The following is a 26,499-nucleotide window of genomic DNA, read 5'->3' as shown; positions in this document are numbered from 1 at the left end:
TTCCGCGCAGTGCGCTGTGACAGTGGCGTTCAGTCCCAGTCGGGGCGGCCGCGCGACTGCTTGATCGTACTACGCTCGCGCTTGGCATCCAGCCGGCGCCGCTTGGACGCGCGCGTGGGTCGTGTCGCCACGCGCGGCACTGGCGCGACGAAGCCCGCGTCCACGAACGCCTGCAGGCGCTCGCGCGCATCCTGACGGTTGCGCTCCTGGGTGCGGAAGCGCTGGGCACTGATCACCAGCACGCCCCCGGTGGTGACCCGGCGGTCGCGACGCGCCAGCAGGCGCTCGCGCACCGGCTCGGGCAGCGAGGGCGAGTTGGCGACGTCGAAGCGCAGCTCGACCGCGGTCGAGACCTTGTTGACGTTCTGCCCGCCGGGTCCGCTGGCGCGGACGAAGCGTTCGACGAGTTCGTGTTCCGGGATCGGGATGCTCATGCCGCTGGGCCACGCCTTGCGCGCCCGCTTAGAATGCGGGGCCTCTACTGACAAGGATGCCGCAATGTTGCACAGAATTTTCATCACCGCGCTGCTGTTGATCGCGATCTCGGTGTTCCCGGCCCAGGCGCAGCAGGCGCAGGCACCCGCCGACGATGCCCGCATCGACCGCCTGCTCGAGGTGACCCGTGCGCGCGAGATGCTCGACGCGACGCTGCCGCAGATCGAGGCCTCGCAGCGGCAGATGCTGGCGCAGATGACCGCCGGACGCGAGCTGGATGCGGCGCAACAACAGCGTATCGACAGCCTGCTGGCCAGCAGTTCGTCTGCGGTGCGCAAGGCGCTGTCCTGGGAGAACCTCGCGCCCGTCTATCGCGACATCTACCGCCAGACCTTCACCGGCGACGATATCGACGCGATCATCGCCTTCTACGAGAGCCCGGCCGGCCAGCGCATGCTGGAGAAGATGCCGGCGCTGATGCAGAACACGATGACGGCGATGCAGCGCCTGATCGTGCCGATGCTGCAGCAGATGGAGCGCGACCTCGCCGCCGAGGTTTCCGCCGTCGAGTAATCGCACGTCGCGCCCGGACCTGACGCCGGGGGTGCGCGGGCTTCGATCGGGCCGCAGTGCCCCCCGGGGCGATGGCGCACCGCGTGTCACCGCGGCGTGGCGACTGGGGAGTCCATGCCTTCGGAAGCTTCCCGACAACGCGACTTCCGAAGGAGCAGTGCCAGCTTGGCGTGACACGCAGCGCTCAGGACGCTGGCGGCAACTCTGCCGTCGCATCCTCGGCCCCGGCAAACAGCGCCAGCGCCTTCGCGAACTCCGCATCGGGCGGCGCCTCGAACGCCACGTGCTCGCCGCTGGCCGGATGCGGGAACCCCAGCCGCGAGGCGTGCAGCAGCATGCGATGGATGCCGAGCATGCGGAAGCTGCGATTGTGGCGTCCGTCACCGTGGCTGGTATCGCCGATCAGGTGATGCGAGGCGTGCTTGAGGTGTCGGCGGATCTGGCGGAAGCGGCCGGTCTGCGGCATTGCGCGCAGCAGTGCATAGCGTGAGGTGGCGAAGCCGACGGAAGGCAGGTCGAGTTCGCAGGTCGCCAGCCGCTCGAAGCGGGTGATGGCCGGCTTCTTCAACGGCTTGCCCGGACCGCCATCGAGCGCATGGTCGATCGTGAAGGCAGGCTCCGGCCAGCCGCGGCAGACGGCCAGGTAGTGCTTGTCCACGTCGCCCGCCATCAGCGTGCGGCCAAGCGCGCTTGCGGTATCGCGGTCGAAGGCCAGCAGCAGGCAGCCGCTGGTGGCGCGGTCCAGTCGGTGCACCAGGAACACCTGCCGGCCGAACTGTTCGCGCAGGCGATCGGCGAGGAAGTCGCTTTCGCCGCGCGCCAGGGCGCTGTCGTGGACCATCAGGCCGGCCGGCTTGTTGACCACCGCCAGGCTGGCCTCGGCGTGCAGGACTTCAATCATGTGCGGGATGGGTCAGGCGGCGAAACATCAAACGCTCACTCGCCGCGCACGACGCGCACGCCCTTGAGGTTGGGCACGCCGCCGGCGACATCGGTCCAGACCACGTGGGCCACGCCAGCGACCACCGCCAGCTGCGGGAAACCCGTCGCCCGGCCTTTGCCCTGCGGCCTGGCGAGTTCGATGCGCTCGTGCTCGCTGGCAAGGTCGGGGCTGCGACGCGACAGCCACAGCGACTGCTGCCGCGCGTCCTCGCGCTGCCACAGGATCCAGGCCTGCTGCGCGTCGAGCGCCACAGCGACGCGTCCCAGCACCGCTGCGCCGCTGTCGAGCGTGACCGGCGCGGCGAAGCTGTCGCCGGCATTGCTGCTGGCCGCGATCCGCAGCTCCGGCGTGCCGGATGCTTCGGTGTACCAGGCCACCACCGCGGCGTCGCCGTGGGCGGCGACGTCCGGCCCGTTGACCGGGCAGGCCGGCATCACCCAACCGTCGGCGTGCACGGGTGCGGGCTTGCGCCAGCTGCCGTCATCCAGGCGCGTGGCGAGGATGTCGCGCACCTCGTCCTGGCTGCGGCCGCGATACACCAGCAACGGCCCGCTGGACGTCATCGCAACCGCGGTCTGGCAGCAATCGCAGACGCGCGCATCGATCTCGCCATCATCGCTGCGCTGCAGGCTGGCGTCGAACACCGCGGCGCGCAGGGTCATCGCGCCAGCGTGGTCTTGCGTATGCGCGTCGTGGCCACCGCCGCCGGTGTTGCGCCCGTCCAGCCAGGCGATGCCCAGGCTGCTGTCGCCATGCGCCCACATCGACACGAAGCCGTGCTCGGTGCGGGTGCCGTCGTCGTGCGTCATCACCGGCGCCACCCAGTTCGCGCCGCCGTCGCGCGAGCGGCTCAGCACCACGTCGTAGGCGTAGGGCGCATCGCTGCTCTTCTGCAGCCAGTGCGCCCACAGGGCGCCATCGGGCGTGGCCGCAAGGTGCGGCACGTCGGCCCAGTTGACGAACATGCTGTTGCCGACCGCGACCGTGCTCATGGCGTGCATCCAGCGGCCCCAGTCCGGCGCGAAGGTGCTGAACTGGAAGATGTGGCGACGGCCCTTCTGCGAATTGATCCAGCCCAGCAGCAGCTTGCCGTCGGGCGTGGTCGCCAGGCTCGGCGAAGCCGAACCGGGCAAGGAGGCGGGCAGCGGCCATTCCTCGACGCGACTGGGTGCGCCGAGGTCGATCGCGGCGGCAGGAGCGGGCGCAGCCTCGTCGCTGGATCCGCCGCACCCGGCCAGCGCGAGCGCCGTCGCGAGCAGGATGGCGGGGAGCGTGCGCTTGATCATCGGTGGGTCCTCGGCATCGCGAATGGTGGTCCCGGGCTGGCGTCGCCGGCTGTCGCAAGGCCGGCCGGCGCGCGCGGCGGATGCATCCGCGCCTGACCGTCATGCGGCGGTTGAAGGATGGCAGCGGGTTTGACGCGCCCGCAACCACGTTAGCGTAGCCTGCCGGGCAGGCCATAAGCATCCGCGTGCCGCATGTTCACCACCGTCGCCAGCTACCTCGATCCGATCCAGGCGCAGATTGCGCGCGGCCTGCTGGCAGCCGAAGGCATCGACGCGCACGTGGGCGACGAGCATCTGTCGGTCGCGAACTGGGAATGGCGTCTGGCAATCGGCGGATCCCGGGTGCGCGTGGCGGAGGCTGACGCCGAACGTGCCGATGCGATCCTGCGCGCGATGGAGGCTGGCGAGTACGCGATCGACGATGACGCCGAGCCGGCCGACGCACAGCTGCACGCGCCCGATCGCGAATCGGCCTCCAGCCGACTCGCATGGCTGGCGCTGGTGCTGCTGAACATCCCGCTGCCGTGGCGGCGGCGCAATGCGGGCAATGCGATGGTTCGCGACGCCTGAGGATCGGGATCGACGCGCGTCATTGTCCCCACCCCGGCCCTCCCCCGCAGACGGAGGAGGGACAACGGCACGTGGGGGAGAATTTCGCCTGCAATCCGGTTGCCGGATCCACTCCCTCCTCCGCTTGCGGGGGAGGGCCGGGGTGGGGGCCCGCAGCACCACGGACCGCAAGCCCGTCGCTGCTGTCAACCGCTTCCTGCCTGCGCCTGCGGTTGCCACAATCGGCGTTCCGCGGCATCGCGCCCGCCCGCAGCACGACGACATGCCCGAAATTTCCCCCGCGCTCGCGCGCAAGATCGCCGCCACCATCGCCGACGAGATCGGCGCTCAGCCCGCACAGGCCATCGCCGCCATCGCCCTGCTCGACGAGGGCGCGACCGTGCCGTTCATCGCGCGCTACCGCAAGGAAGTCACCGGCGGGCTGGACGACACCCAGCTGCGCAACCTCGAGGTGCGCCTGGTCTACCTGCGCGAGCTGGAGGAGCGTCGTGCCGCGATCCTGTCCAGCATCGATGAGCAGGGCAAGCTGACCGACGAACTGCGCGCCGACATCGAAGCCGCCGACAGCAAGGCGCGGCTGGAAGACCTGTACCTGCCCTACAAGCAGAAGCGCCGCACCCGCGCGCAGATCGCGCGCGAAGCCGGCCTGGAGCCGCTGGCCGATGGCCTGCTCGAGGACCCGACGCGCGTACCGGAGGAATTCGCCGCCGCTTTCGTCGATGCCGACAAGGGCGTGGCCGACGCGAAAGCCGCGCTGGAAGGCGCGCGCGCGATCCTGATCGAGCGCTGGGGCGAGGACGCCGCCCTGGTCGGCGAACTGCGCGCCTGGCTGCACGAGGTCGGCGTGATCCGCGCGAAGGTGGCCGATGGCAAGGAAGCGGCCGGCGAGAAGTTCCGCGACTATTTCGACCACGCCGAGCCGCTGGCGAAGATCCCCTCGCACCGCATGCTGGCGCTGCTGCGCGGACGTCGCGAGGAGTTCCTCGGCCTCGACCTTGAGCCCGGCAGCGATGCCGAGGCCGGCCACCTGTACGCCCAAGGCCGCGTCGCCCTGCGCGCCGGCATCAGCGACCAGGGCCGCGCCGCCGATGCCTGGCTGCGCAGCGCCTGCCGCCTGGCGTGGAAGGCCAAGCTGCACCTGCACCTGCTGATCGACCTGTTCGCGCAGGCGCGCGAGCGGTCCGAGGCCGACGCGATCGCGGTGTTTGGCGACAACCTCAAGGACCTGCTGCTGGCCGCGCCGGCCGGTCCAAAAACGGTGCTGGGCCTGGATCCCGGGTTGCGCACCGGGGTCAAGGTCGCGGTGGTCGATGCCACCGGCAAGCTGGTCGCCACCGACACCATCTTTCCGCACGAGCCACGCCGGCAGTGGGACCAGTCGCTGGCGGCGCTGCGCAAGCTGTGCATCGCGCACGGCGTGCAGCTGGTCGCGATCGGCAACGGCACGGCCTCGCGCGAGACCGACAAGCTGGCCGGCGACCTGCTCAAGCTCGCGCCCGAGCTGAAGATGCAGAAGATCGTGGTGAGCGAGGCCGGCGCCTCGGTGTACTCGGCCTCCGAACTGGCCGCCAATGAGTTCCCCGGCCTGGATGTGTCGCTGCGCGGCGCGGTGTCGATCGCGCGGCGCCTGCAGGATCCGCTGGCCGAGCTGGTGAAGATCGACCCCAAGGCGATCGGCGTGGGCCAGTACCAGCACGACGTCGACCAGTACAAGCTGGCGCGCGCGCTCGATGCGCGCGTCGAGGACTGCGTGAACGCGGTTGGCGTGGACGTCAACACCGCGTCTGCGCCGCTGCTGGCGCGCGTGTCCGGACTGTCGTCGACGGTGGCCGGCAACATCGTGGTGCACCGCGACGCCAACGGCCCGTTCAAGCGCCGCAAGGACCTGCTCAAGGTGCCGCGCCTGGGCGAGAAGACCTTCGAGCAGTGCGCCGGCTTCCTGCGCATCGCCGATGGCGACGAGCCGCTGGACGCCTCGGCCGTGCATCCGGAGGCCTATCCGGTGGTCGAACGCATCGTCGCCGCGACCGGCAGGCCGATCCGCGCGCTGGTCGGCGATGCCGGCTTCGTGCGTACGCTCAAGGCGCGCGAGTTCACCGATGAACGCTTCGGCGAACCGACCGTGCGCGACATCCTCGCCGAACTCGAGAAGCCCGGCCGCGATCCGCGCCCGGAGTTCAAGGCCGCGGTGTTCGCCGACGGCGTGGAGGACATCAAGGACCTGCGCGTGGGCATGATCCTCGAAGGCGTGGTTAGCAACGTCGCCGCGTTCGGCGCCTTCGTCGACGTCGGCGTGCACCAGGACGGGCTGGTCCACATCTCCGCGCTGTCGGACCGCTACATCAAGGATCCACGCGAGGTCGTCAAGGCCGGCGACATCGTCAAGGTCAAGGTGCTCGAGGTCGACGTCGCCCGCAAGCGCATCGCGCTGACCCGGCGGCTGGACGATGCGCCCGCACCGCGACAGGAGCGCAACGAGGCACGCGGCAGCGGTGCGGCGCGCGAACCAGCCAGGCGCCAGGGCGAAGCTCCGCGCGGCGGGCGCGCTGGCGGCGGTGCCGCCAAACCGGCCGCGGCCCCGGCCAACAACGCGCTGGCCGACGCGTTCGCACGCGCAAAGCGGAGCTGACGCCAGCCTCCCTTGCGCGCGGCAAGTGACACAGCGACCGGCCTGCCCCCACCCCAACCCTCCCCCGCAGGCGGGGGAGGGAGCAGAGCGGAGGCGCGGGACGGCCAATCCCAGTGGTCGCGCTATACGCTCCCTCAGCCAACGACCACGCGATCGCGGCCCTGGCGTTTGGCCTCGTACAGCGCCGTGTCGGCGCGCTGCAGCAGGGCGTCGGCGCCTTCCTGGCCGAGGCGCTCGACCACGCCGATGCTGATGGTGCAGCTGAGCGAAGCGTCGTCGCCAGGCGCGGCGCGCAGCGCGGCCACTTCGCGACGCGCCTGTTCGAGCACGCCGACCGCTTCGGGCAGCGTGGTGTCGCGCAGCACCACCAGGAATTCCTCGCCGCCCAGCCGCGCCACGAACAGCGACGGCTGTCGCAGCGAGGCCTGCAGCTGCAGGGCCACGTTGGCGAGCACGCGGTCGCCGATCTGGTGGCCGTAGCGGTCGTTGATGTGCTTGAAACGGTCGACGTCGGCGATTGCCACGCTCAGCGGCGCGTGGCCGGCGTCGGCCTGCTGCAGCGCCGCGGCCAGCTGCTGGTCGCCGGCACGGCGGTTGGGCAGGCCGGTGAGGCTGTCGTGGCTGGCCTGGTGGGCCAGCTGCTCCACCAGCAACTCGCGCTGGCGCGAGGCGGCCTCCAGTTCGCGATTCTTGTCGCGCAGCTGCGCGGTGCGCTGCACAACCTCGGCCTCCAGCCGGCGCGCACGCCGATGCTGGCGCCGCGCAAGCCAGTAATGGACGAGCACGAAGACGGCCAGCAGCGCCGCGCCTGCGGCCACGAGCACCCAGGGGCGCAGCCACCACGGCGTGGCCACCTCCAGGTCGAAGCCAGTCGCGTTGGCGGGCCGGGTCCAGTCGGCCGGCGCGCGCGCCACCTGCACCTCGAAGCGCAGCGCGCCCGAGGGCAGCCTGGGGTAGGTGACCTCGCGCACCGTGCCGGCCTCGATCCAGTCCGCGTCGACGCCCTGCAGCCGGTAGCGATAGCGCAACGCGTTGGGCTGGCGCAGGCTCAGCCCTGCGTAGCGGATCTGCACGCGCGTGCCCGGCTGCAGCACACCCGCCGATTCGGGCGTGCGCACCTCGCCATTGACCAGCAGCGAGTCGATCACCAGCGGTACGCCGTCGTGCCCGCGGTCCATCAACGGGCCCGGATCGAACACCGCGATGCCGGCGGCGGTGGGCAGCCACAGCTCGCCGTTGTCCATGCGCCAGCCAGCCGGTGCGCTGCCGCCGTTGGCCTGGCGGCTGGGCATGCCGTCGTCGCGGTCGAAAACCTGCATGTCCAGGCGCTCGCGCAGGCCCTGGTCGACCGCCTCGAACGAGGCGCGTGGCACTCGGAACACGCCGTGGTTGCCGCTCATCCACAGGTTGTCGAAGTCGTCGGCGAGCACCCGGAACACCGTGCTGCTGCGCAGGCCCTGTGCGGCACCGTACAGGCGCCAGGCGCCGTGGTGGTGGCGCAGCAGGCCGCGGTCGCTGGCGACCCAGGTCCCGCCGTCGGGATCGGGCAGGAAGTCGAAGGCCGACAGCGCCGGGAAGTCGCGGCCGGGGCGCTGCACCACCAGGTGGCCGTCGGGTTCGCGCCAGGCCAGCCCGCCCAGTTGGCCGATCCACAGCTTGCCGCCGTCGCGGTGCAGCGCGCGCACCGGGAGGTCCGGCAGGCCCGGCAGCGGCCTGGGGTCGAACTTGCCATCGCGCCAGGCGACCAGGCCGCGTTCGGTGCCGATCCACAGGCTGCCGTCCGGATCCTCCAGCAGCGCGCGCACCTGCTCGGTGGCCAGGAGATGCGCCGCAGGCGTGAGCGCACTCACCTTGCCCGCGGACGTGACCCGCAGCACGCCGCGGTTGTAGGTGCCGGCCCAGACGCCGCCGTCGGCGGCCGGGGCCAGCGCCAGCACGCTGCTGGGCCGTTCACCCGCGACCGGGAACACCAGCTGCGCCTGCCCGTCGCGCAGCACGCTCAGGCCGGCCGAATGTCCGATCCAGACCGCGCCGTCGCGCGTCTGCAGCACGCTGCGAATGTACTCGGACGGCAGCCCCGGCTGCTCCCCGATGCCGCGCACCGGGCCGTCGGCGATGCGGAACAGCCCGTGCGTGGTCCCGAACCAGACCAGCCCTTCGCGGTCCTCGAACAGCGCGCCGGTGGCATAGCCGACCACGCCGTCGTCTTCGTCCAGCCGGTGCCACCGGCCGCGCCAGTAGCGCAGCACGGCGCTGTCGGTGGCGGTGACCCACAGCGCACCCGCACGGTCGGACAGCAGGCCCTCGGCGCGCTCGCTGCGCATGCGCTGCAGGCGGCTGCCGTGGTGGCGCCACACGCCCTGTTCGCCGGCAATCCAGGTCTCGCCGTCGCGGCCCGTGGCCAGCGCGCGCACCTCGCCGGCCGGCAGGCCCAGGTGCTCTCCCAGCGGCTCGATCCGCCCTTCGTGCCAGCGGTACAGGCCGCGGCGCAGGCCCAGCCACACGCTGCCGTCGTCCTGTGGCAACAGCGCATTGACCGTGCGCCCGGCCAGCGATTCGCCACCTGCGACGCGGACGCAGTGGCCATCGGGCTGCAGCCGGGACAGCCCTTCGTGCGTGGCCATCCAGGGCCCGTCCTGGCCGCCATCGGCCAGCTGCGAGACCTGCAGCGCCGCAATCTCCGCGCAGGCCGGGCGCGCCGGGCCCTGCGCCGGCACCCGCAGCAGGCCCGGCCCATCGACCCCGACCAGCATGCTGCCGTCGGCGTCGCGCCACAGCACGCGCGAGGCAGGCCGCGCGCCGGATGCCTCCTGCAGGCGGCCGACCTCGGCGAACGTCAGACCGTCGAAGCGCGCGGTGCCCTCCCAGGTGGTGACCCACAGGAAGCCGTCCGGACTCTGGCCGATGTCGTGGATCTGGCTGTGCGGCAGGCCGTCGTCCGCGCTCCAGCGCGCGATCGTGTAGCGATCGGCGGGGATGGCCGGATCCAGCGCACAAGCCGGCCCGGCGACTGCCAGCCACGCGGCGGCAAGCACGCCGCTGCCAAGCCGCCATGCGCGCATGCCGAAAGTGGATGCACCTGCCGGTGGCATGCCGAGTACGCGCCCCTGTTCACGTCTGCCGCCATTCTACGGCGCGCCCAGACGGCGGTGGCCTGCAGGCGGTGTGACCGCGCCCGGGCTCAGGCCCACTCCGGATCCGCGGTGAACTCGATCGTCAGCCAGCGGTTGGGGGTGTCCTCGCCGATCGCCTCGCTGATCTCGTCGCGCAGCAGGTCCCATTCCTCCACCGTCTGCGCCGGCCATCCGCGCGGAACGATGAAAGCCAGCTCGATCTGGCGGCCGCGGCCGACCCGCGCCACGTAGGCGCGGTAGTCGATGAAGCCGTGGCGCAGCACGATGTCGCGCGCCACCGTGTCGACATGCCGCTTCAGGTCCGGCGGCGTGACCATCAGGATGTCCGCCAGCGCCTGGCGGATCGTACCCAGCGGCATCGGGATGATCACCAGGCACACCAGCGCCAGCACCGCCGGGTCGATGTAGGGCGTGATCCAGTCCAGCGCCGTGCCTTCCACGAACCAGCCGGCGGCAAAGGCGACCAGCAGCGCCGCCGCGATCAGCGCCGACATCAGCCAGCCCTTGGCGTCGAGTGCGACGAAGGCCGAACGGATGCGCCGGTTGGCGCGCAGCTGGAACCGCCACATGGTCACGCACACCGCCGTGGCCACCGCCGCATAGGCCACGGCCATGCCGAACTGCAGCTCGCGGCCACCGGTCAGGAAGGCGTCGACGGCGTGGATCAGCGCGTAGATCCCGGCCCCGGTCAGCAGCAGCGCGTCGACACCGAGCACGATCGGCTCCAGGTGCCAGAAGCCCATGGTGAAGCGTTCGACCAGTCGGCGGTCGCGCAGGCCACCGGCGTTCGATGCCGCGATCAGTCGCGCCACCAGCAGCCCGACCGTGGTCATGCAGGCATCGATCAGTGAGTACACGCCGTCGAAGACGATCGCGAACGACCCCGACAGCAGGCCCATCGTGATGCCCAGCCCTGCGAACAGCACGATTACCGTCACCGAGATGCGCAGCACCCCCAGTTCCGTATCGGCGCGCAGGCGCCAGCCAGAGCCTTCGTCGACGGGCACCACGACCTCCATGCCGGCGAATGTGCGGCGCCATCAGGCTAGCGCAGGCGCGGGGATTCCGGTTCACGCCGGCGCCACACCGCGCGCGGCCTCGTCGGGTTTGAACCCTGCGGCTCCCGTCCCCATCTTGTGGACAACGCCATACCGCCGCTCCGGCCACCGAGCTTGAACACCCTCCTCCACCCCGACCACGATCCGCGCCCGATCCCGCCCGAGCCGCCGCTGCCCAGCGACTGCTGCGACAGCGGCTGCGATCCCTGCGTCAACGACAGCTACGCCGAGGAGCTGCAGGACTACCGCCAGCGGCTGGCGAAGTGGCTGGAGCGCCATCCGGGCCAGGCGCCGACCTGAAGCCATTTCATTGACCCGCCGGGGCCGCGGGCCGCGCAGTTGCCGGCACGACGGACTGAGCGTTCTTGCCTACGCGTCACGGGTGGCTGCCTGATCCGCGTCAAGGTCGCGACCGCGGCCGGCGGGCATACTCGCGCCGTCCGGCATCTTCACCGGGCCTATCGTCAGGTGATCCCCCATGCCCCCGCATCCCGACCCGTCCCGCCACAGGTCCACGCCCGTCTTGCGCGGTCCCGCCCCCCTCCTGCTCGCACTCGCGCTGACCACCGCCGGCGCGCAGGCCGACGATACCTGGCAGACCAGCGGCGACGTCCGCTTCGGCTACGTCAGCTCTGAAACCCGCGCCCGCAGCGGCGCCACCACCGACGCCGACAGCGTCCGCGCCCGCGCGCGCTTGCGCGTGCGCGGCGACCTCGGCGGTGGCTGGCACGCCAGCGGCCGTGTGGCCGCGCGCCTGGACACGGAACAGGGCAATGACGAGTTCTGGCTGCGGACCTACGCGCCCGGGCCGGGGGGACTCGAGGACGGCCAGGCCACCATCGACGAGGCCTACCTCGAATACCGCCCGACACAATCGCCCTGGAGCCTGCGACTGGGCCGCTTCCAGGCTGCGTTCGGCATCGACGACATCATGAAGAAGTCGCTGGACCAGAACGACAGCACCAACTTCGACATCAGCTGGACCGACGGCATCTGGTGGCAGTGGCGCGGCAGCGATTGGACTACGCACGTGATCGCGCGCCACAACGATCGTCGCGGCCCCACTGGGGCGCTGCGCCCGCCGCTGGACTTCGCCGATAGCGGCTCGCGCGCCAGCCTGTTCGTGGCGGCCGAATCCAAAACCGCGATCGGCCCCGTGGTGCAGCGCATGGTCACGATGACCTGGCTGCCGTCCGCGCTGCGCTCCAACGGCCTCGCCGATCCGGCGCTGGAGGACTATCTGGCGGTGACCGCCAAGGCCGCCGCCGAATGGCCGCTGGGCCAGGGCGGCACGAAGTTCCGGCTCGGCGGCGAGATCGGCTGGGCGCCCGGGACGCCGCGCCGCGAAGCGGTGAACTCCGGCATCGGCGACGCCGACGCGCTGTCCTGGCAGGCCTCCTTCAGCTTCATGGACGTCCTGCCCGACCACGACTTCGGCATCGTCTATGGCCGCGTCGCCGACGGCTGGCTGTTGTCGAGCGACTTCCGCCCCAACGACGAGATGCTCGAGGCGCGCTGGGTCTGGCAGGCCGCGGAAGCCTGGCAGCTCGACGCGCGCGTCCGCCGCCGCGAGGAAATCGACCTGCCCGCCAGCGCCGCGGGCCCGCGCCGGGACGACGACCTGTACGTGCGCGCGACCTGGAAGTTCTGAGACCGCTGCGCCGTCCACCTGCTCCGGGCAACAGCGCTGCCGGCGGGCAAGCGACGCTTGCCCGCCGGCAATCCTGTCATTTCGACCGTAGGGAGAAATCTGGCCGGCCGCGGCATCGCAGCATCCCGACCCTGGATTTCTCTCTGAGACGCTGGGAGCCGCATGCCTGACAGGACAGAACGCCTGTCATTTCGACCGCAGGGATAAATCCAGGGCCGCGGCGTCTGCGGAGATTTCTCCCTGCGGTCGAAATGACAGGCATCAGAACAGGCCCCTCGTCATCACCCGTCGAATGATCACCCCGCCGCCGTGCGCGGCGCGCCTGCAGCGGCTGCGCCCGGTTTTTGCCGGGCCAGGTGCACCAGCAGCACCGACACCGCCGCAGGCGTCATGCCGGGAATGCGCTGCGCCTGGCCGATGGTCTGCGGGCGCACGCGCTCGAGCTTCTGGCGGGCCTCGGCCGACAGGCCGCGCACCTGCGCGTAGTCGAGCCGATCAGGGATCGACGTGCCCTCGTTGCGCTGCTGGCGCGCGATCTCGTCGCGCTGGCGCTGCAGGTAGCCGGCGTATTTGGTCTCGATCTCGACCTGCTCGGCCACGTCCGGCGCCACCGCCGCATCCGGCGCGAACGCCGGCAGCGATACCAGCCTGGCGTAGTCCAGCTCCGGCCGCCGCAGCAGGTCGAGCGCGCTGTTTTCGCGGCTCAGCTCGATCCCCAGCAGCTGCGTCGCTTCGCGACCGGCGGCGTTGTGCGGCGAGGCGCGCAAGCCGCCCAGGCGCTGCGTCTCGCGCGCGATCGCCTCGCGCCTGGCCTCGAAGCGCGACCAGCGCGCGTCGTCGACCAGGCCAAGCTCCCGGCCCACCGGCGTCAGCCGCAGGTCGGCATTGTCCTCGCGCAGCTGCAGGCGGTACTCGGCGCGCGAGGTGAACATGCGATACGGCTCGGACGTGCCGTGGGTGATCAGGTCGTCGACCAGCACACCGAGGTAGGCCTGGTCGCGCCGCGGCGACCACGGCGCCAGCCCGCGCACGCAGCGCGCGGCGTTGACCCCGGCCAGCAGGCCCTGCGCCGCAGCCTCTTCGTAGCCGGTGGTGCCGTTGATCTGGCCGGCGAAAAACAGCCCGGCGATGGCCTTGGTCTCGAGCGAGGTCTTCAGCCCGCGCGGATCGAAGAAGTCGTACTCGATCGCATAGCCCGGACGCGTGATGTGCGCCTGCTCGAAGCCGGCGATCGAGCGCACCAGCGCCAGCTGCACGTCGAACGGCAGCGAGGTGGAGATGCCGTTGGGGTAGATCTCCACGCCGTCCAGCCCCTCGGGTTCGACGAAGATCTGGTGGCTCGCCTTCTCGGCAAAACGCACCACCTTGTCCTCGATGCTCGGGCAATAACGCGGGCCGATGCCCTCGATCTGCCCCGAGTACAGCGGCGAACGATGCAGCGCATTGCGGATGATCTCGTGGGTGCGCTCGCTGGTCTGGGCGATCCAGCACGACACCTGGCGCGGATGGTCGGCGTGCGAACCCATGAACGAGAACACCGGGCGCGGATCGTCGCCGGGCTGCTCGACCATCACCGAATAGTCGAGCGTGCGTCCATCGATGCGCGGCGGCGTGCCGGTCTTGAGCCGGTCGACCTTGAACGGGCGCTCGCGCAGGCGCGCGGCCAACGTCACCGCAGGCGGATCGCCCATGCGCCCGGCCGCGTACTGGGTCTCGCCGATATGCACCTTGCCGGCGAGGAAGGTGCCGGCGGTGAGGACCACCGCCGGTGCGTCGAAGCGCAGGCCGGTGTTGGTGATCGCGCCGCGCACCGCGTCACCTTCGATCACCAGATCGTCGACTGCGGCCTGGAATACGGTGAGGCCCGGCTGATGCTCCACCGCGCGGCGAATGAAGGCGCGATACAGCGCGCGGTCGGCCTGGGCGCGGGTCGCCCGAACCGCCGGCCCCTTGGAAGCGTTGAGCCGGCGCCACTGGATGCCGGCGGCGTCGGCGGCCTTCGCCATGATGCCGCCCAGCGCGTCGATCTCGCGCACCAGGTGGCCCTTGCCGATGCCGCCAATGGCCGGGTTGCAGCTCATCGCACCCACGGTCTCAATGTTGTGGGTGAGCAGCAGGGTGCGCGCACCTGCGCGCGCGGACGCGAGCGCGGCCTCGGTGCCGGCGTGGCCGCCGCCAATCACGATCACGTCGTAGCGATGGAAGTCTGGGGTCATGGAAGTCGATGGCGCCGCGGGGGCGCGAAAGCTGCGGCATGTTCCGGTCCGGCGTCCACGGCTGCAACTGCGGCAAGCGGCACGGTCAGGCGCGATGGGGCCGGTAGCCGGCAGATCCGGATGAGTTGGCACGCTTCCTGCGACCCTTACTCCCGCACCCGGGTTGGCAAGCGTCTTGGGGGGCGCGGCCGGAGATTGGAACAGGGCTGGCCATGCACAACCCGGGGAAGCAAAGGGGCCGGATGTCGGGGGACATCCGGCCCCATTCTTTTGTGGACTCCGCAGCCCTTGTGGGGCTTCTGGTGCGGCGCCCGGCGCCTCGCGAAGGAGGCGCCGACGCCCGGCGGGAGCGGAACAGGGGGGATCCGGTATCCCCCGCCGGGCGTCGACTAGCGAACTATTTTGTCGCTCTGGACCGGATTACGTCGTAATCCGACGCAACCGGTCAGTGAGGGGCAGCTTGCACCCGCCTTGCGCCGGGTGCAAGTGGTTTGCGACCTACGGTTCGGAACGATCGTCATATACCCGCGATCCCGACCGCTCGGACCGAGGTGCGGGCCGCGATGTCGCCCGCGGGGCTGCTGTCTGCGGACGCGGTGCCGGTTGGGCCATCCGTGGGGCACTGGCGGGGGCAGGCCGCATCGCCGGCGACAGCGGCTGCGAGCTGCGGCGCTGCTGCATGCGCGGCTGCTGCGGTGCGGGCATGGACATGCCCGGCCTGGGCGCAGGACGCATCATCGGCGCGTCCCCCGAACGACGCATCCGCTGGAGGGCGGGTGACGACTGCTGCGGCTGCGGCGCCATCATGCGCCGCGGCGGCTGGTTGCCGCCGGTGACGCGCTCGACCGTCGGCGGCCGCTCGTCATCGGGCCGCGGCCGCGGACGGGGATGGTACGGGTAGTAGCCGTACGGCCAGCGCGAGTAGCCGTAATAGCCTTGGCCACCGTAGTAGGCATCGCCACCCCAGCCGCCGTAACCGTAATGGCGCCGGTAGGGCGAGTAGCGGTCGTATCCATAGCCCACGCCGCCATACCAGCCGCCCGCGCCGTAGCCCAGCGAGCTGTAGGGCGCGCCGTAGTAGGTCGAATAGGCGGGACTGCCGTAGTAATAGTCGCCACCGCCGCTGCCGCGATGGTAGTAGTCGCTGGCACAGCCCGACAACGCCGCTGCGGCGATCAGCGGGACCAACAGCTTGTGGATCATGGCCTACCCCCCGTTCTGCGAACCTGCAGCATCGACCGGACCCATTGAATCCGTGCTTAATCCTGCCGGTATCACGTTGCGGTACCTGAACACGGCTCCCGGCGATCGGCTAGTCTGTGCTCGATGTCTGCCGTCCCGCCGCTTCCGCAGTTCGACGACGTGCTGGACGCGGCGGCACGGATCGCGCGCCATGCGCGGGTGACTCCGGTCCTGCGCGCCACGGCATTCGATACGCTGGCGGGCTGCCGCCTGGCGTTCAAGGCCGAATGCCTGCAGCGCGGCAACGCGTTCAAGTTCCGCGGCGCCTGCAATGCGGTGTTTTCGCTTTCCGACGGCGAGGCCGCACGTGGCGTGGTCACCCACTCCTCCGGAAACCACGGCGGCGCACTGGCGCTGGCCGCGCGGCTGCGCGGGATTCCCTGCCACGTGGTGGTGCCCGACGGCGCGGTCGGCGCCAAGCTCGCGCGGATCGCCGAGCAGGGCGCGGTACTGCATCGATGCGCTGCGACCATCGAGGCGCGCGAGGCGATGTGCGCCAGGGTGCAGGCGGCGAGCGACGCCACCCTGGTCCACCCCTACGCCGATCCGCGGGTGATTGCCGGCCAGGGCACGGCCGTGCTGGAGCTGCTGCACGCAGTGCCCGACCTGGACGTGGTGGTGGTGCCGGTCGGCGGCGGCGGGCTGGCCAGCGGCAGCGCGATCGCCCTGGCCGGAATGGCGACCGGGGTCGAGCTGGTGCTTGCCGAACCCGCCGGCGCCGCCGACACGCTCGAATCACTGCAGCGCGGGGAACGCTGCACCGGTTTCGTCCCGGACACCATCTGCGACGGCCTGCGCACGCTCGTGGGCGAGTTGAATTTTCGCATCCTGCACGCGCACGGCGCGCAGGTGCTGGCGGTCGAGGACGCAGACACGATTGCGGCGATGCGGCGCCTGCTGGTCGAGCTCAAGCTGCTGGTCGAGCCGTCCTCGGCGGTGGCGTTGGCGGCGGTACTGGCGTATCCGGCGCGCTTTGCCGGGCGTCGCGTCGGCATCGTGCTGACCGGCGGCAACGCCGATCCCGATCGGCTGCCGTGGGTGGCGGCATGAAGCGCACGGCGCCGCGCCGCAGACGATTCCCGCGCTGGCTGCTGCGGCTGATCCTGCTGTGCGTGCTGTGGCTGGGTGGCGTGGCAGGCTGGATCCACTGGGTTGGCGAGCGCGACCAGGCTGCGCCGGCCGATGTGGTCATCGTGCTGGGCGCGGCCGCGTACGACGCGGTGCCCTCGCCGGTGTTCAAGGCGCGGATCGAGCACGGCCTGGACCTGTTCCGCAGCGGACTGACGCAGAAGCTGATCTTCACCGGCGGCTATGGCGGCGGCGGCGCGCGCTTCGCCGAATCGCAGGTGGCGCGCCGCTACGCGATTCGCGCCGGCGTGCCCGATGAGGCGATCCTGATCGAATCGACCTCGCAGACCACCTTCCAGAACCTGTTCGAGGCGCGCCGGCTGATGCAGGAAAACGGCCTCGAGCGCGCGATCGTGGTCAGCGATCCGCTGCACATGGCGCGCGCGCTGCGCCTGTGTCGTGGCCTGGGCATCGATGCGCTCGGATCGCCGACGCCGAGCACGCGCTTCCGTTCGTTCCGCACGCGCTGGGAATTCCTCGCGCGCGAGGTCTACTTCTTCCATCGCGACCTGTTCGTCCGCCCGCGCTAGCCGCCACGCTATCATCGCCAGGCGCGGATCCACGCGCCTGCGGGGTCCTGCTGATGCACATCGACGGCAACCGCCTCCATGATCGCGGCACCGAACTGGTGCTGGCCTACTACGCCGCCTTCAACCGCGGCGACCGCGAGGCGATGCTGGCCCTGCTCGCCGACGACGTCGTGCACGACCTCAACGAAGGGCCGCGCCAGACCGGTCGCGAGGCCTTTGCCGCGTTCATGGCGCGCATGGACCGCTGCTATCGCGAACAGCTGCACGACATCGTGGTGATGGCGACCGCCGACGGTGCGCGGCTCGCCGCCGAGTACGTGGTGCACGGCGAATACCTGGCCGATGACGAAGGACTGCCGCCGGCCAACGGGCAGCGCTATGTGCTGCCCGGCGGCGCGTTCTTCGAGGTCCGCGATGGCCGCATCGCGCGGGTGAGCAACTACTACAACCTCGCCGACTGGCAGGCGCAGGTTCGCCAGAACGGATCGTGACAGCACACCAGGGGAACGACGCATGACAGGTTCGACGTATTCGTGGCGCCTGATGCTGGCGACCGCGGCGCTGGCCGCGACGTCGATGTCCGCGGCCTGCGCCTCGGGCAGCGCGCCGCGGCAGGTCGGCATCGATGCCGCGCCAGCATCCACCAGCCTGGTCTGGTCGGACGAGTTCGAGACCATCGATGCCGGCAACTGGAGCTTCGAAACCGGCGGCCACGGCTGGGGCAACCAGGAGCTGCAGCATTACACCGACGGCCGCAACGCCTTCATCCAGTACGACTCGATGGCCGGCAGCCGGGTGCTGGTGATCGAGGCACGTCGCGGCGCCCCCGCCGGCGCCACCTGCTGGTACGGCGCCTGCCAGTACAGCTCCAGCCGCATGGTCACGCGCGCCAAGCAGGAGTTCCGCCACGGCCGCATGGAGGCGCGCATCCGCCTGCCGCAGACGCAGGGCATCTGGCCGGCGTTCTGGATGCTGGGCGCCAACTTCGACCAGGTCGGCTGGCCGCACAGCGGCGAGATCGACATCATGGAGCACGTCGGCTCCGAGCCCACGCTCACCCACGGCGCGCTGCACGGGCCGGGCTATTCGGGGAATACGCCACTCGCCGGCACCCACGACCTGGGCCAGCGCGCCGACGCGGGCTACCGCGTGTATGCGGTCGAGTGGGATGCGACCGGCATCCGCTGGTTCGTCGACGACGTGCAGTTCTACGCGGTCACGCGCGCGCAGGTGGAGGCGCGCGGGCCCTGGGTGTTCGACCAGCCCTTCTTCCTGCTGCTCAACGTCGCCGTTGGCGGCAGCTGGCCGGGCAGCCCGGATACGGGCAGCACCTTCCCGCAGCGCATGTACGTGGATTGGGTACGCGTGCACCAGAACGTCGAACGCCGGCGCCGCAGCGGCAGCCAGCCGCTGGCGCCGCCGCCGCGGACGAGTGTACGGCCGGCTGTGCAAATGCAGGGCGCGAAGCCGATGGTCGTGCCTGCGGCTCCGATGAAGCCGCGCGAAGCGGCGCGATCGGAACGTCCACGGTCGGCGCTGCCGTAGGAGCGTCTTCAGGCGCGAACGATGTCCAGCGCCATCTGTCGCGCGACGATCGCGGCTGAAGCCGCTCCTGCGGAAAGCAGATCAGCGTCGACGGGGTTGCTGCGATGTAGCATCGCTTCCCTGCAGGAGCGCCTTCAGGCGCGACCGGATGTCCGGTGCCATCTGCACGCGACGATCGCGGCTGAAGCCGCTCCTGCAGCAGACGGTCGCGCGGGTTGGTTGCGGTGCGGTCGCGCCGTGATGGCGTTGGATCAGAGGTCGGCGCCGTAGCGCGACAGGCCTTCGCTGAGCAGGTAGCGGGTTGCCGCGACGCGTTCGCCGGGGCTGAATCCATCGAGCACGTCGACCATCTGCCGGAACGCGGTGCAGCGCGCGTCGCGACTGGCGTGGTCGCGGCCGGTGCTCGACAGTCCGAGCAGGAAGCCGTCGTGAAGCATCATCCCGGTCACGGTCGCGGCCTTCAGCGCCTGCTCGCCGGTGGCCGGGTCATAGGCGGCCGGCGGCCCCTGCAGGCCGCTGACCGCGACCGCGGTGACCGCGTCGATGAAGCGGATGCGGCTTTGTTCGCCGAGGGCGTTGGCTGCGCGCTGCAGGCCCAGCAGGCTGCGGTCGGCATCGGGTTCGAACAGCGCGCACAGGCCGCGCGCCTCGCGCTCGTCGCGCGAGGCCGCGTGGACGGCCTTGAACAGCCGGTCGATGTCGGTGTCGGGGGCGCGCAGCAGCACATCGTTGGCGCCGGCGATGACCTGCATCGGATCGATGCCGGACAGGTCGATGCTCGGGGACTGGGCGTGCGTGGCCAACGCGGGGACGAGCGAGAGGCACAGGGCGGCAAGCAGCGATTTCATGGCTGGTCCGGGGGAAGGATCGGGGCGAGTCTAGGGCGGGCGGTGTGAATCGGCGCCGTCGCGGCGGGAGCGCCCCCACCCCAGCCCTCCCCCGCAAGCGGAGGAGGGAGCAAAACAGCGATGCGGTAAAGCCCTCCTCCGCTTGCGGGGGAGGGTTGGGTGGGGGCCCGCGGTGGCGGGATGCGCCCCGCGCTCAACCCCGTCGCCGCACCGGAATCCGGTTTGCCGGAAAACTCGCAATCTCGTTGCCGCCCTCGCGGATCGGTGCGCCCGGCTGCGGTGCCCAGGCCATCGCGGTGATCACTTCCCAGCTCGCCGGCAGCAGGCCGTCGGGGCCGCGCAGTGGCTCGTACGCGTCGGCGGCCGCGGCGAAGCGGGCGCGCCCGGTCAGGGTGTGGCGGCGCGCGTGCAGCGCGTTGGTGGCGCCGATGGCGCGCAGCTCGCGCATCAGGTCGGGCAGGTCGGGGTGGCCGCGCACGAACAGGTCGCGATCGAGCACCGGGTCGCGGAACCCCGCGTGCATCAGCGCATCGCCGAACTGGGCGATGGTGGCGAACGGGCTCACGTGCGGCACCGCATCGTCGGCGCGGGCGAAGGCCTCGCGCAGCTCCCACAACGTGTCCGGACCGAAGGTCGAGCACAGCAGCACGCCGCCGGGGCGAAGCACGCGGCGGAAGCCGGCGAATGCGGCCGGCAGGTCGGCGACCCACTGCAGGCACAGGTTGGAAAACAGCACGTCGACGCTGCCATCGGCCAGCGGCAGCGCACGCAGGTCCGCGCAGACGCGATCGACCGGGCGCCGCAGCGGGTTCCAGCCGGCGCGCGCCGGCATCGTGCGCAGCATCGGCAGGGCCAGGTCGAGGGCGACGATGCGCGCCTTGGGCCAGCGCTGGCGCATCGCCTGCGCGGCGTGACCCGGACCGCTGCCGACATCCAGCACCAGACCTGGCTGCCAATCGCGCTCGCGCTCAGAGTCCAAGGCCAGCAGGTCGAGCGATTCCAGCAGCCGCACCTCGACCTCACGCTGCAGCGTCGAAGCGGACGCGTATCCGGCGGAAGCGCGCGAGAACGCGCGCCGCACCTGGCGTGCGTCGAACAGCGGATCAGGCGTGCGGCTCATCGCGCATCGCCTTCGATGCGATCAGCCAGTGCGGCGATCGCGGTTGCCACTTCGTCCGCGTGGGTCAGGAATGGCGCGTGCCCGGCGTGTTCGACCACCACTACCTCGGACTGCGGCAGCTGCGCGGCGGCGGCCTGCATCACGCGCGGATCGACCAGGCGGTCGCGGCGCCCGGCCAGCCACAGGCTCGGCATCGCCAGCGTCGGCAGCACGCCGCGCAGGTCGGCCGTTTCCAGCAGCGCCAGGCCATCGGCCAGCACGTGGGCGGCCGGCTCGCCGCGTGCGAACACCTCGTTGCGCAGCACCCGCATCTCGTGGCGCGCATCGTCCGAACCGAACGCTTCCAGCGCGATGAAGCGCTCCAGCGTGGCGCGGTAGTCGGCGCGCAGGCCCAGCGCGAAGCCGCGGAAGATCTCCGGCGACATGCCCAGCGGCCAGTCGTCGCCGCGCACGAAGCGCGGGCTGGCGCAGACCATGGCCAGGCCGCGCACCTGCGCCGGGCGCGTGGCCGCGGCGTGCAGCGCGAACAGCCCGCCCAGCGACCAGCCCGCCCACAGCGCCCGCGGCACGCGCGCGACCAAGGCCTCGACCACCGGCTCGAGCGCGAGCGGCAACGCGCTGTCGCGGCTGCCGCCGTGGCCGGGCAGGTCGGCGAGGTGCAGGGTGAAGCGCGTCGACAGCCGTTCGGCCAGCGCCGCGAACACGCCCGAGTGCATCGCCCAGCCGTGCAGCAGCACCAGGTCCGGCCCGTGGCCGGTCGTTTCGATCTGAAGTGTGTCGTTCATGCACCCTTGTCCGTGCGCAGCACGCGCGTCTCACCCCGGCCCGCGGCCGGCCGCGCCACCGCCCATGCGAACGCGATGATGCCGGCGACCACCACCGCCGCGCCCAGCAGCGACATCCCGGTAGGCAAGGGCTCGCCGAGCAGCAGCACGCCCAGCAGCACCGCGAACACCACTTCGGCGCCCTGCATCGCCTCCACCGCGCCCAGCGCCAGCGGCTGGTTGCGGACCATGCCGGTGGCCTGGAAGAACAGGATGGTCGCGATCACGCCCGCCGACAGCGCCACGCCCGCCGACAGCCAGACCTGGGCCAGCGTGGGCGGGCCCGCCTGCAGCGCCGCATACGCAGCCACCAGCAGCCACAGCGGCTGGCTGGCCAGGGTCATGCCGAACACGCGCTGGGTGGCGTTGAGCGGCTCGCCGCTGCGCTCCAGGTGCAGCAGCAGCAGGCGGTTGCCGAGCGGATAGGCCACCGCCGAGACCAGCACGCAGCCCAGCGCGATCCAGGCGGCGCGATCGAGCGCACCGCTGGCGTGGCCGAACTGCATCAGCAGCACGCCCGCCAGGATCAGCCCCGCCACCGCCAGGCCCGCCGGCGGGATGCGGCGGCGCGCGTCGCGGTACAGCAGCGGCGCGCACAGCATTCCCGCGATCACGGTGAACTGGAACGAGCCGGCGACCAGCCACGACGGCCCGCTGGCGGCGGCGTAGGAGAGCATCACGTAGAACAGCACGAAGCCGATGCCCGCGCAGCGCAGCCAGGCCCAGGGATGCGCGGCGATCGCGCGCAGCACCGGCGCCATCCCGCCCTGCATGCGCATCAGCGGCAACATCAGCGGCAGGGTGATCAGGTAGCGCAGGCAGGCCAGCCACGCCCAGTGCCCGCCGCCGCTGGCGCTGGCGCGGTTGAGCACGTAGGTCATGGTGAAGAACAGCGCCGACAGCAGCGCCAGGCCGATCGCCGCAAGTGCGACGCGGCCATGGACATCGGAGCGGGTCATGCGCTGCGGCTGGCGGCGACGTCGGCGCGGTCGCGGGCCAGGGCCATCGCGTCGGCCAGGGCTTCGGCCTGGGCGGGCTCGTGCGCGGCGCTGAAGGCGACGCGCAGCCGCGCCTGGCCTTCGGGCACGGTCGGCGGACGGATCGCGGCGACCCAGTAGCCGGCGTGCTGCAGCGATTCGGACATGGCCATGGCGCGCGCGTTGTCGCCGCATAGCAGCGGCTGGATCGGGGTTTCGGACGGCAGCAGCTGCAGGCCATGCTGCGTGGCACGCGCGCGGAAGCGCTGCACCAGCTCCTGCAGGCGCTCGCGGCGCCAGTGCTCGCGGCGCGCAAGCTTGACCGCCGCCAGCGCTGCCGCGGCCTGCGCCGGCGGCAGCGCCGTGGTGTAAAGATAGGGACGCGCGGTTTCGGCCAGGTGCTCGACCAGGTCGGCATCGCCCGCCACCACCGCGCCCGCGCTGCCCAGCGCCTTGCCGAGCGTGACCAGGCGCAGCGGCACGGCCGCGGCATCGAGCCCCGCGGCGGCGACCGAACCGCGACCATCGGGCCCCAGCACGCCAATGCCGTGCGCATCGTCGACATACAGCAGCGCACGCTGCACGCGCGCGGCGATCGCCAACTCGCGCAGCGGCGCGATGTCGCCGTCCATGCTGAACACGCCGTCGGTCGCCAGCATCGCCGCACCGTCGGGCGCGCCGCGCAGCTGCCGCAGCGCACCCTCCACGTCGACGTGCGGATAGCGGCGCAGGCGGCAGCCGGCCAGGCGCGCACCGTCGATCAGGCTGGCGTGGTTGAGCCGGTCCTGGACGCAGACGTCCTCGTCGCCCAGCAGCGACTGCAGCACCGCGAGGTTGGCGGCAAAGCCACTGCCGAACAGCAGCGCGCGCGGCACCTGCAGCCAGTCGGCAAGTTCGCGCTCGAGCGCGCCGTGGATGGCGTGGTGGCCGCAGACCTGGTGCGAGGCGACGCCGCCGGCGCCATCACGCGCGGCCGCGTCCTGCATCGCGCCGACCACGGCGAAATGCTGGGACAGGCCCAGGTAATCGTTGCTGCAGAAGTTGAGCAGGCTGCGGGTGCCGCCGTGGCCATCGGCCACCTCGCAGCGGACACCGTCGCGGCGCAGCACCTCGCGGCGCACGCGGCGCGCCGATCCGGCGCTGCGCTGTTCGCGCGATGCCACCACGCGGGCGTGCAGATCCGGGCGTTCGGTCGACATGACGGCGTTCCCTGTCAGACGCGGCCCCCTGCCGCGCGGTATCCCGGGGCGGGGTCGACAATGCCTGCGTCGCACCCGGCCGAGATGTCCGCATGCACGGTACCACCATGGTCGTGGTCCGGCGCGTCCACGCTGACCTGCATCGCGCGCAGGCCGAGACGCTCGAACAGGGCCTGGTCGTGGGCCACGTCCGGGTTGCCGGTGGTCAGCAGCTTCTCGCCGTGGAAGATCGAATTGGCGCCGGCGGCAAAGCACAGCGCCTGCAGCTCGTCGGACATCTGCTCGCGCCCGGCCGACAGCCGCACCATCGAAGCCGGCATCAGCAGGCGCGCGGCCGCGATGGTGCGCACGAACTCGAACGGATCGAGCTCGGCGGTGCCGTGCAGCGGCGTGCCTTCGACCTGCACCAGGCGGTTGATCGGCACCGAGTCCGGGTGCGCCGGCAGGTTGGCCAGGGTGCGCAGGAAGCCGGCGCGCTGGCGGCGCGTCTCGCCCATGCCGACGATGCCGCCGCAGCAGGTTTTCATGCCCGCGTCGCGCACGTGTTCCAGGGTGTCGAACCGGTCCTGGATCTCGCGGGTGCGGACCACCGCGTCGTAGAACTCCGGATCGGTGTCGATGTTGTGGTTGTAGTAGTCCAGGCCCGCGCCCTTGAGCGCCTGCGCCTGGGTGCCGCTGAGCATGCCCAGGGTGGCGCAGGTTTCCAGCCCCAGCGCCTTCACCTCGCGGATCATCGCCGCGACCTTCGGGATGTCGCGGTCCTTGGGCGAGCGCCAGGCCGCGCCCATGCAGAAGCGCGAGGCGCCTGCGTCCTTCGCCGCGCGCGCCTTCTCCAGCACCGCCTCGGTCGACATCAGCTTGGTGGCCTCGACTCCCGTGTGGTAGCGCTGCGCCTGCGGGCAGTAGGCGCAATCCTCGGGGCAGCCGCCGGTCTTGACCGACAGCAGGGTGCTGATCTGGACCTCGGTCGGGTCGAAATGCTGGCGATGCACTTGCGCAGCGCGGAACAGGAGCTCGGTGAACGGCAGGTCCAGCAGGGCCGCGACCTCGTCGGTCGTCCAATCGTGGCGGATCGGCGCAGCGCCCGGGGCGGCGGCGGAACGGAACGGACTGACGGCAGGCATCGGCTTTCCCTGACAGACACGGCGGAGGCGGGCCGGCAGTCTGGAAAGCATGCCGGGGCCTGTCAACCGAATCCAGGGCACGCCGGTTGACGGCTGGTGGCGCCGGCTGGGCGTGCGCCTGTGTCCGGCGCGCTGCCTGGCCTGCGGCGAAGCCGCGCTGATGGGCGCCGACCTGTGCCCCGCCTGCGCGACCGCACTGCCTTGGAACGATGCCGCCTGCGGGCGCTGCGCCCTGCCCCTGCCGGTGGCCGCGGCGTCCTGCGGCGCCTGCCTGCAGCACCCGCCGCCACTGCAGGCCGTGCATGCCGCGTTCCGCTACGCCGCGCCGGTGGACCGGCTGCTGCCGCGGTTCAAGTTCCACCGCGACCTGGCTGCGGGGCGGCTGCTGGCCGATGCGATGGCGCTGCGCTTTGCCGCGCTGCTGCGCCCGGACGCGCTGCTGCCGGTGCCGCTGCACCAGGGCCGGCTGCGCCGTCGTGGCTACGACCAGGCGCTGGAGTTGGCCAGGCCGCTGGCACGGGCGCTGGGCCTGCCGCTGCTGCCCGGGGCCTTGGTCCGCCACCGCGCCACCGCGCCGCAGTCGGAGCTGGACGCCGCGACCCGGCGACGCAACCTGCGCGGCGCGTTCGGCGTCGACCGCCGCGTCGCGCTGCCCGCGCATGTCGTGCTGGTCGACGACGTGATGACCACCGGGGCCACCCTGCACGCGGCGGCCGTCGCGCTGCACCGCGCCGGGGTCGCCCGGGTCGACGCCTGGGTCTGCGCGCGGGTACCGTGACCGGCGTCACGTTTGCCGCGTGCGAGAGGCGTACAGTGGCCCCGGGCCGGCCGCCGCCGGTGCGAATGGAGCGCGCAATGGCCGGTCCTTTTGTTGACGTCAGCCGCAGCTGGTGGCTGTTCCTGTTCTACGGCGTGATCGCGATCGCCTTCGGCCTCGCGTCCCTGTTCTGGCCCGACCGCTCGGTGCTGGCCCTGGTGCTGACCTTCGGCGTGCTGTCGCTGGCCGACGGACTGGTCAGCCTGCTCAGCATCTTCCGGCGGGATATCGCCCTGCCCAACTGGCTGCTGCTGCTGTATGCGGCAATCTCGATCGGCTTCGGCCTGCTTGCGGTGCTGCAGCCGGCGCAGATGGCCGGGGCCCTGCTGTGGCTGCTGGCGCTGTGGCTGGTGATCGCCGGCCTGGCGCGAGTCGTATTCGCGGTGCAGGTGCGCAAGCTGGTGCGCGGCGAATGGCTGCTGTTGATGAGCGGCGTGCTCGCGCTGGCCCTGGGCATCCTGTTCTTCGCCCGCCCTGGCCTCGGCATGCTGGCGGTCGCGTTCTGGATCGCGATCGGCGCGCTGGTCTACGGCGCGCTGCAGGTGGGCGTCGCGATCCGCCTGCGCAAGCTGCAGCGGCCGCAGCCGGTGTGACCGGCGTCGATGCGTCGTTCACCGGGTCCGCACGCGCGCGACCCGGTAAACGGCGCG

The 26,499-nt window shown here is 71.6% G+C and carries 24 protein-coding genes; 11 read left to right on the top strand and 13 right to left on the bottom strand.

The genetic code is table 11. The annotated features are described in order from the left end of the window. Positions 1-29: 29 nt before the first annotated feature. Positions 30-434, bottom strand: a complete 405-nt coding sequence (gene arfB, locus ACW5EG_RS16275) for an alternative ribosome rescue aminoacyl-tRNA hydrolase ArfB (RefSeq protein ID WP_457020398.1) — start codon at positions 432-434, stop codon at positions 30-32. Between the two features lie 64 nt (positions 435-498). On the opposite strand from arfB, the gene ACW5EG_RS16270 reads away from it, so the two are divergent. Further along, positions 499-1,008, top strand: coding sequence for a DUF2059 domain-containing protein (locus tag ACW5EG_RS16270; RefSeq protein WP_457020397.1), 510 nt, complete (start codon positions 499-501; stop codon positions 1,006-1,008). Positions 1,009-1,192: 184 nt separating this feature from the next. On the opposite strand, the gene ACW5EG_RS16265 is transcribed toward ACW5EG_RS16270, so the two are convergent. Continuing rightward, positions 1,193-1,909, bottom strand: coding sequence for a pseudouridine synthase (locus ACW5EG_RS16265; protein WP_457022351.1), 717 nt, complete (start codon positions 1,907-1,909; stop codon positions 1,193-1,195). Positions 1,910-1,944: 35 nt separating this feature from the next. Then, complete coding sequence (locus tag ACW5EG_RS16260) at positions 1,945-3,237, bottom strand: sialidase family protein (RefSeq protein ID WP_457022349.1); 1,293 nt, start codon at positions 3,235-3,237, stop codon at positions 1,945-1,947. 192 nt (positions 3,238-3,429) lie between these two features. Between ACW5EG_RS16260 and ACW5EG_RS16255 the strand changes: the two genes are divergently transcribed. Together ACW5EG_RS16255 and ACW5EG_RS16250 are read left to right on the top strand one after the other, a co-directional pair. Next, positions 3,430-3,807: a putative signal transducing protein gene (locus ACW5EG_RS16255; RefSeq protein ID WP_457022347.1), complete on the top strand. Its 378-nt coding sequence runs from the start codon at positions 3,430-3,432 to the stop codon at positions 3,805-3,807. A gap of 262 nt (positions 3,808-4,069) precedes the next feature. Next, complete coding sequence (locus ACW5EG_RS16250; protein WP_457022346.1) at positions 4,070-6,436, top strand: Tex family protein; 2,367 nt, start codon at positions 4,070-4,072, stop codon at positions 6,434-6,436. A 134-nt stretch (positions 6,437-6,570) separates the two neighbouring features. Here ACW5EG_RS16250 and ACW5EG_RS16245 read toward each other — a convergent pair whose 3' ends face one another. Both ACW5EG_RS16245 and ACW5EG_RS16240 read right to left on the bottom strand, forming a co-directional pair. Beyond that, positions 6,571-9,498 carry a diguanylate cyclase gene (locus ACW5EG_RS16245; RefSeq protein ID WP_457020392.1) on the bottom strand — a complete coding sequence of 976 codons (2,928 nt, stop codon included), beginning with the start codon at positions 9,496-9,498 and terminating at the stop codon, positions 6,571-6,573. Between the two features lie 119 nt (positions 9,499-9,617). Then, the gene (locus ACW5EG_RS16240; RefSeq protein WP_457020391.1) at positions 9,618-10,577 is read right to left on the bottom strand and encodes a cation diffusion facilitator family transporter; all 960 of its coding nucleotides are present in this window, start codon (positions 10,575-10,577) and stop codon (positions 9,618-9,620) included. Between the two features lie 165 nt (positions 10,578-10,742). Here ACW5EG_RS16240 and ACW5EG_RS16235 point away from each other — a divergent pair, with 165 nt between their 5' ends. Together ACW5EG_RS16235 and ACW5EG_RS16230 are read left to right on the top strand one after the other, a co-directional pair. After that, positions 10,743-10,928 (top strand): oxidoreductase-like domain-containing protein, encoded by a 186-nt coding sequence (locus ACW5EG_RS16235; protein WP_457022344.1) that lies wholly within the window; start codon positions 10,743-10,745, stop codon positions 10,926-10,928. Positions 10,929-11,151: 223 nt separating this feature from the next. Next, positions 11,152-12,279, top strand: coding sequence for a porin (locus ACW5EG_RS16230; protein ID WP_457022342.1), 1,128 nt, complete (start codon positions 11,152-11,154; stop codon positions 12,277-12,279). A 296-nt stretch (positions 12,280-12,575) separates the two neighbouring features. Here ACW5EG_RS16230 and mnmG read toward each other — a convergent pair whose 3' ends face one another. Beyond that, positions 12,576-14,495: a tRNA uridine-5-carboxymethylaminomethyl(34) synthesis enzyme MnmG gene (gene mnmG / locus ACW5EG_RS16225; RefSeq protein WP_457022340.1), complete on the bottom strand. Its 1,920-nt coding sequence runs from the start codon at positions 14,493-14,495 to the stop codon at positions 12,576-12,578. A gap of 498 nt (positions 14,496-14,993) precedes the next feature. Next, on the bottom strand, positions 14,994-15,698 hold the full coding sequence (locus tag ACW5EG_RS16220; RefSeq protein WP_457022338.1) for a hypothetical protein: 705 nt from the start codon (positions 15,696-15,698) through the stop codon (positions 14,994-14,996). 123 nt (positions 15,699-15,821) lie between these two features. Here ACW5EG_RS16220 and ACW5EG_RS16215 point away from each other — a divergent pair, with 123 nt between their 5' ends. The 4 genes from ACW5EG_RS16215 to ACW5EG_RS16200 are packed head-to-tail and all read left to right on the top strand — an operon-like array spanning position 15,822 to position 18,940. Beyond that, positions 15,822-16,787 carry a pyridoxal-phosphate dependent enzyme gene (locus tag ACW5EG_RS16215; protein WP_457022336.1) on the top strand — a complete coding sequence of 322 codons (966 nt, stop codon included), beginning with the start codon at positions 15,822-15,824 and terminating at the stop codon, positions 16,785-16,787. Further along, a complete protein-coding gene (locus ACW5EG_RS16210) occupies positions 16,784-17,395 on the top strand; it encodes a YdcF family protein (RefSeq protein ID WP_457022335.1) in 612 nt (203 codons plus the stop codon). Before ACW5EG_RS16215 ends, ACW5EG_RS16210 begins: the two co-directional genes overlap by 4 nt. Before the next feature lie 53 nt (positions 17,396-17,448). After that, on the top strand, positions 17,449-17,886 hold the full coding sequence (locus tag ACW5EG_RS16205) for a ketosteroid isomerase-related protein (RefSeq protein ID WP_457022333.1): 438 nt from the start codon (positions 17,449-17,451) through the stop codon (positions 17,884-17,886). A gap of 22 nt (positions 17,887-17,908) precedes the next feature. Next, positions 17,909-18,940 (top strand): glycoside hydrolase family 16 protein, encoded by a 1,032-nt coding sequence (locus tag ACW5EG_RS16200; protein WP_457022331.1) that lies wholly within the window; start codon positions 17,909-17,911, stop codon positions 18,938-18,940. 251 nt (positions 18,941-19,191) lie between these two features. Here ACW5EG_RS16200 and ACW5EG_RS16195 read toward each other — a convergent pair whose 3' ends face one another. The 6 genes from ACW5EG_RS16195 to bioB all read right to left on the bottom strand — a co-directional run bounded on the left by ACW5EG_RS16195 (position 19,192) and on the right by bioB (position 25,032). Next, positions 19,192-19,788 (bottom strand): hypothetical protein, encoded by a 597-nt coding sequence (locus ACW5EG_RS16195; RefSeq protein WP_457020381.1) that lies wholly within the window; start codon positions 19,786-19,788, stop codon positions 19,192-19,194. A 193-nt stretch (positions 19,789-19,981) separates the two neighbouring features. Further along, complete coding sequence (gene bioC / locus ACW5EG_RS16190; protein ID WP_457022329.1) at positions 19,982-20,908, bottom strand: malonyl-ACP O-methyltransferase BioC; 927 nt, start codon at positions 20,906-20,908, stop codon at positions 19,982-19,984. After that, entirely contained in the window at positions 20,905-21,693 is a 789-nt protein-coding gene (gene bioH / locus ACW5EG_RS16185) for a pimeloyl-ACP methyl ester esterase BioH (RefSeq protein ID WP_457022328.1), read from the bottom strand. The genes bioC and bioH overlap by 4 nt, the downstream gene beginning before the upstream one ends. Then, positions 21,690-22,691, bottom strand: coding sequence for a multidrug resistance efflux transporter family protein (locus tag ACW5EG_RS16180; protein WP_457022326.1), 1,002 nt, complete (start codon positions 22,689-22,691; stop codon positions 21,690-21,692). The genes bioH and ACW5EG_RS16180 overlap by 4 nt, the downstream gene beginning before the upstream one ends. Further along, positions 22,688-23,908, bottom strand: a complete 1,221-nt coding sequence (gene bioF, locus ACW5EG_RS16175) for an 8-amino-7-oxononanoate synthase (protein ID WP_457022324.1) — start codon at positions 23,906-23,908, stop codon at positions 22,688-22,690. The genes ACW5EG_RS16180 and bioF overlap by 4 nt, the downstream gene beginning before the upstream one ends. A 14-nt stretch (positions 23,909-23,922) precedes the next feature. Continuing rightward, positions 23,923-25,032: a biotin synthase BioB gene (bioB, locus tag ACW5EG_RS16170; RefSeq protein ID WP_457022322.1), complete on the bottom strand. Its 1,110-nt coding sequence runs from the start codon at positions 25,030-25,032 to the stop codon at positions 23,923-23,925. A gap of 49 nt (positions 25,033-25,081) precedes the next feature. Here bioB and ACW5EG_RS16165 point away from each other — a divergent pair, with 49 nt between their 5' ends. Together ACW5EG_RS16165 and ACW5EG_RS16160 are read left to right on the top strand one after the other, a co-directional pair. Continuing rightward, positions 25,082-25,810 (top strand): double zinc ribbon domain-containing protein, encoded by a 729-nt coding sequence (locus ACW5EG_RS16165; RefSeq protein WP_457022320.1) that lies wholly within the window; start codon positions 25,082-25,084, stop codon positions 25,808-25,810. Between the two features lie 77 nt (positions 25,811-25,887). Further along, positions 25,888-26,442, top strand: a complete 555-nt coding sequence (locus ACW5EG_RS16160; protein WP_457020369.1) for an HdeD family acid-resistance protein — start codon at positions 25,888-25,890, stop codon at positions 26,440-26,442. The last annotated feature ends 57 nt before the right edge of the window (positions 26,443-26,499 follow it).

The sequence above is a fragment of the Luteimonas sp. A611 genome, assembly GCF_054072715.1.
The sequence above is the reverse complement of the archived record's forward strand: the minus strand, read 5'-3'. Positions and strand labels throughout refer to the sequence as shown.

Bases quoted from the DNA above. Each gene is read 5' to 3' on its own strand.
- ACW5EG_RS16200 (WP_457022331.1), top strand. From the start codon at position 17,909: ATGACAGGTTCGACGTATTCGTGGCGCCTGATGCTGGCGACCGCGGCG.
- arfB (WP_457020398.1), bottom strand. From the start codon at position 434: ATGAGCATCCCGATCCCGGAACACGAACTCGTCGAACGCTTCGTCCGC.
- ACW5EG_RS16265 (WP_457022351.1), bottom strand. From the start codon at position 1,909: ATGATTGAAGTCCTGCACGCCGAGGCCAGCCTGGCGGTGGTCAACAAG.
- ACW5EG_RS16195 (WP_457020381.1), bottom strand. From the start codon at position 19,788: ATGAAATCGCTGCTTGCCGCCCTGTGCCTCTCGCTCGTCCCCGCGTTG.
- bioC (WP_457022329.1), bottom strand. From the start codon at position 20,908: ATGAGCCGCACGCCTGATCCGCTGTTCGACGCACGCCAGGTGCGGCGC.
- mnmG (WP_457022340.1), bottom strand. From the start codon at position 14,495: ATGACCCCAGACTTCCATCGCTACGACGTGATCGTGATTGGCGGCGGC.
- ACW5EG_RS16245 (WP_457020392.1), bottom strand. From the start codon at position 9,498: ATGCGCGCATGGCGGCTTGGCAGCGGCGTGCTTGCCGCCGCGTGGCTG.
- ACW5EG_RS16260 (WP_457022349.1), bottom strand. From the start codon at position 3,237: ATGATCAAGCGCACGCTCCCCGCCATCCTGCTCGCGACGGCGCTCGCG.
- ACW5EG_RS16165 (WP_457022320.1), top strand. From the start codon at position 25,082: ATGCCGGGGCCTGTCAACCGAATCCAGGGCACGCCGGTTGACGGCTGG.
- bioF (WP_457022324.1), bottom strand. From the start codon at position 23,908: ATGTCGACCGAACGCCCGGATCTGCACGCCCGCGTGGTGGCATCGCGC.
- ACW5EG_RS16255 (WP_457022347.1), top strand. From the start codon at position 3,430: ATGTTCACCACCGTCGCCAGCTACCTCGATCCGATCCAGGCGCAGATT.
- ACW5EG_RS16220 (WP_457022338.1), bottom strand. From the start codon at position 15,698: ATGATCCACAAGCTGTTGGTCCCGCTGATCGCCGCAGCGGCGTTGTCG.
- ACW5EG_RS16210 (WP_457022335.1), top strand. From the start codon at position 16,784: ATGAAGCGCACGGCGCCGCGCCGCAGACGATTCCCGCGCTGGCTGCTG.
- bioH (WP_457022328.1), bottom strand. From the start codon at position 21,693: ATGAACGACACACTTCAGATCGAAACGACCGGCCACGGGCCGGACCTG.
- ACW5EG_RS16180 (WP_457022326.1), bottom strand. From the start codon at position 22,691: ATGACCCGCTCCGATGTCCATGGCCGCGTCGCACTTGCGGCGATCGGC.
- ACW5EG_RS16250 (WP_457022346.1), top strand. From the start codon at position 4,070: ATGCCCGAAATTTCCCCCGCGCTCGCGCGCAAGATCGCCGCCACCATC.
- ACW5EG_RS16270 (WP_457020397.1), top strand. From the start codon at position 499: ATGTTGCACAGAATTTTCATCACCGCGCTGCTGTTGATCGCGATCTCG.
- ACW5EG_RS16160 (WP_457020369.1), top strand. From the start codon at position 25,888: ATGGCCGGTCCTTTTGTTGACGTCAGCCGCAGCTGGTGGCTGTTCCTG.
- ACW5EG_RS16205 (WP_457022333.1), top strand. From the start codon at position 17,449: ATGCACATCGACGGCAACCGCCTCCATGATCGCGGCACCGAACTGGTG.
- ACW5EG_RS16215 (WP_457022336.1), top strand. From the start codon at position 15,822: ATGTCTGCCGTCCCGCCGCTTCCGCAGTTCGACGACGTGCTGGACGCG.
- bioB (WP_457022322.1), bottom strand. From the start codon at position 25,032: ATGCCTGCCGTCAGTCCGTTCCGTTCCGCCGCCGCCCCGGGCGCTGCG.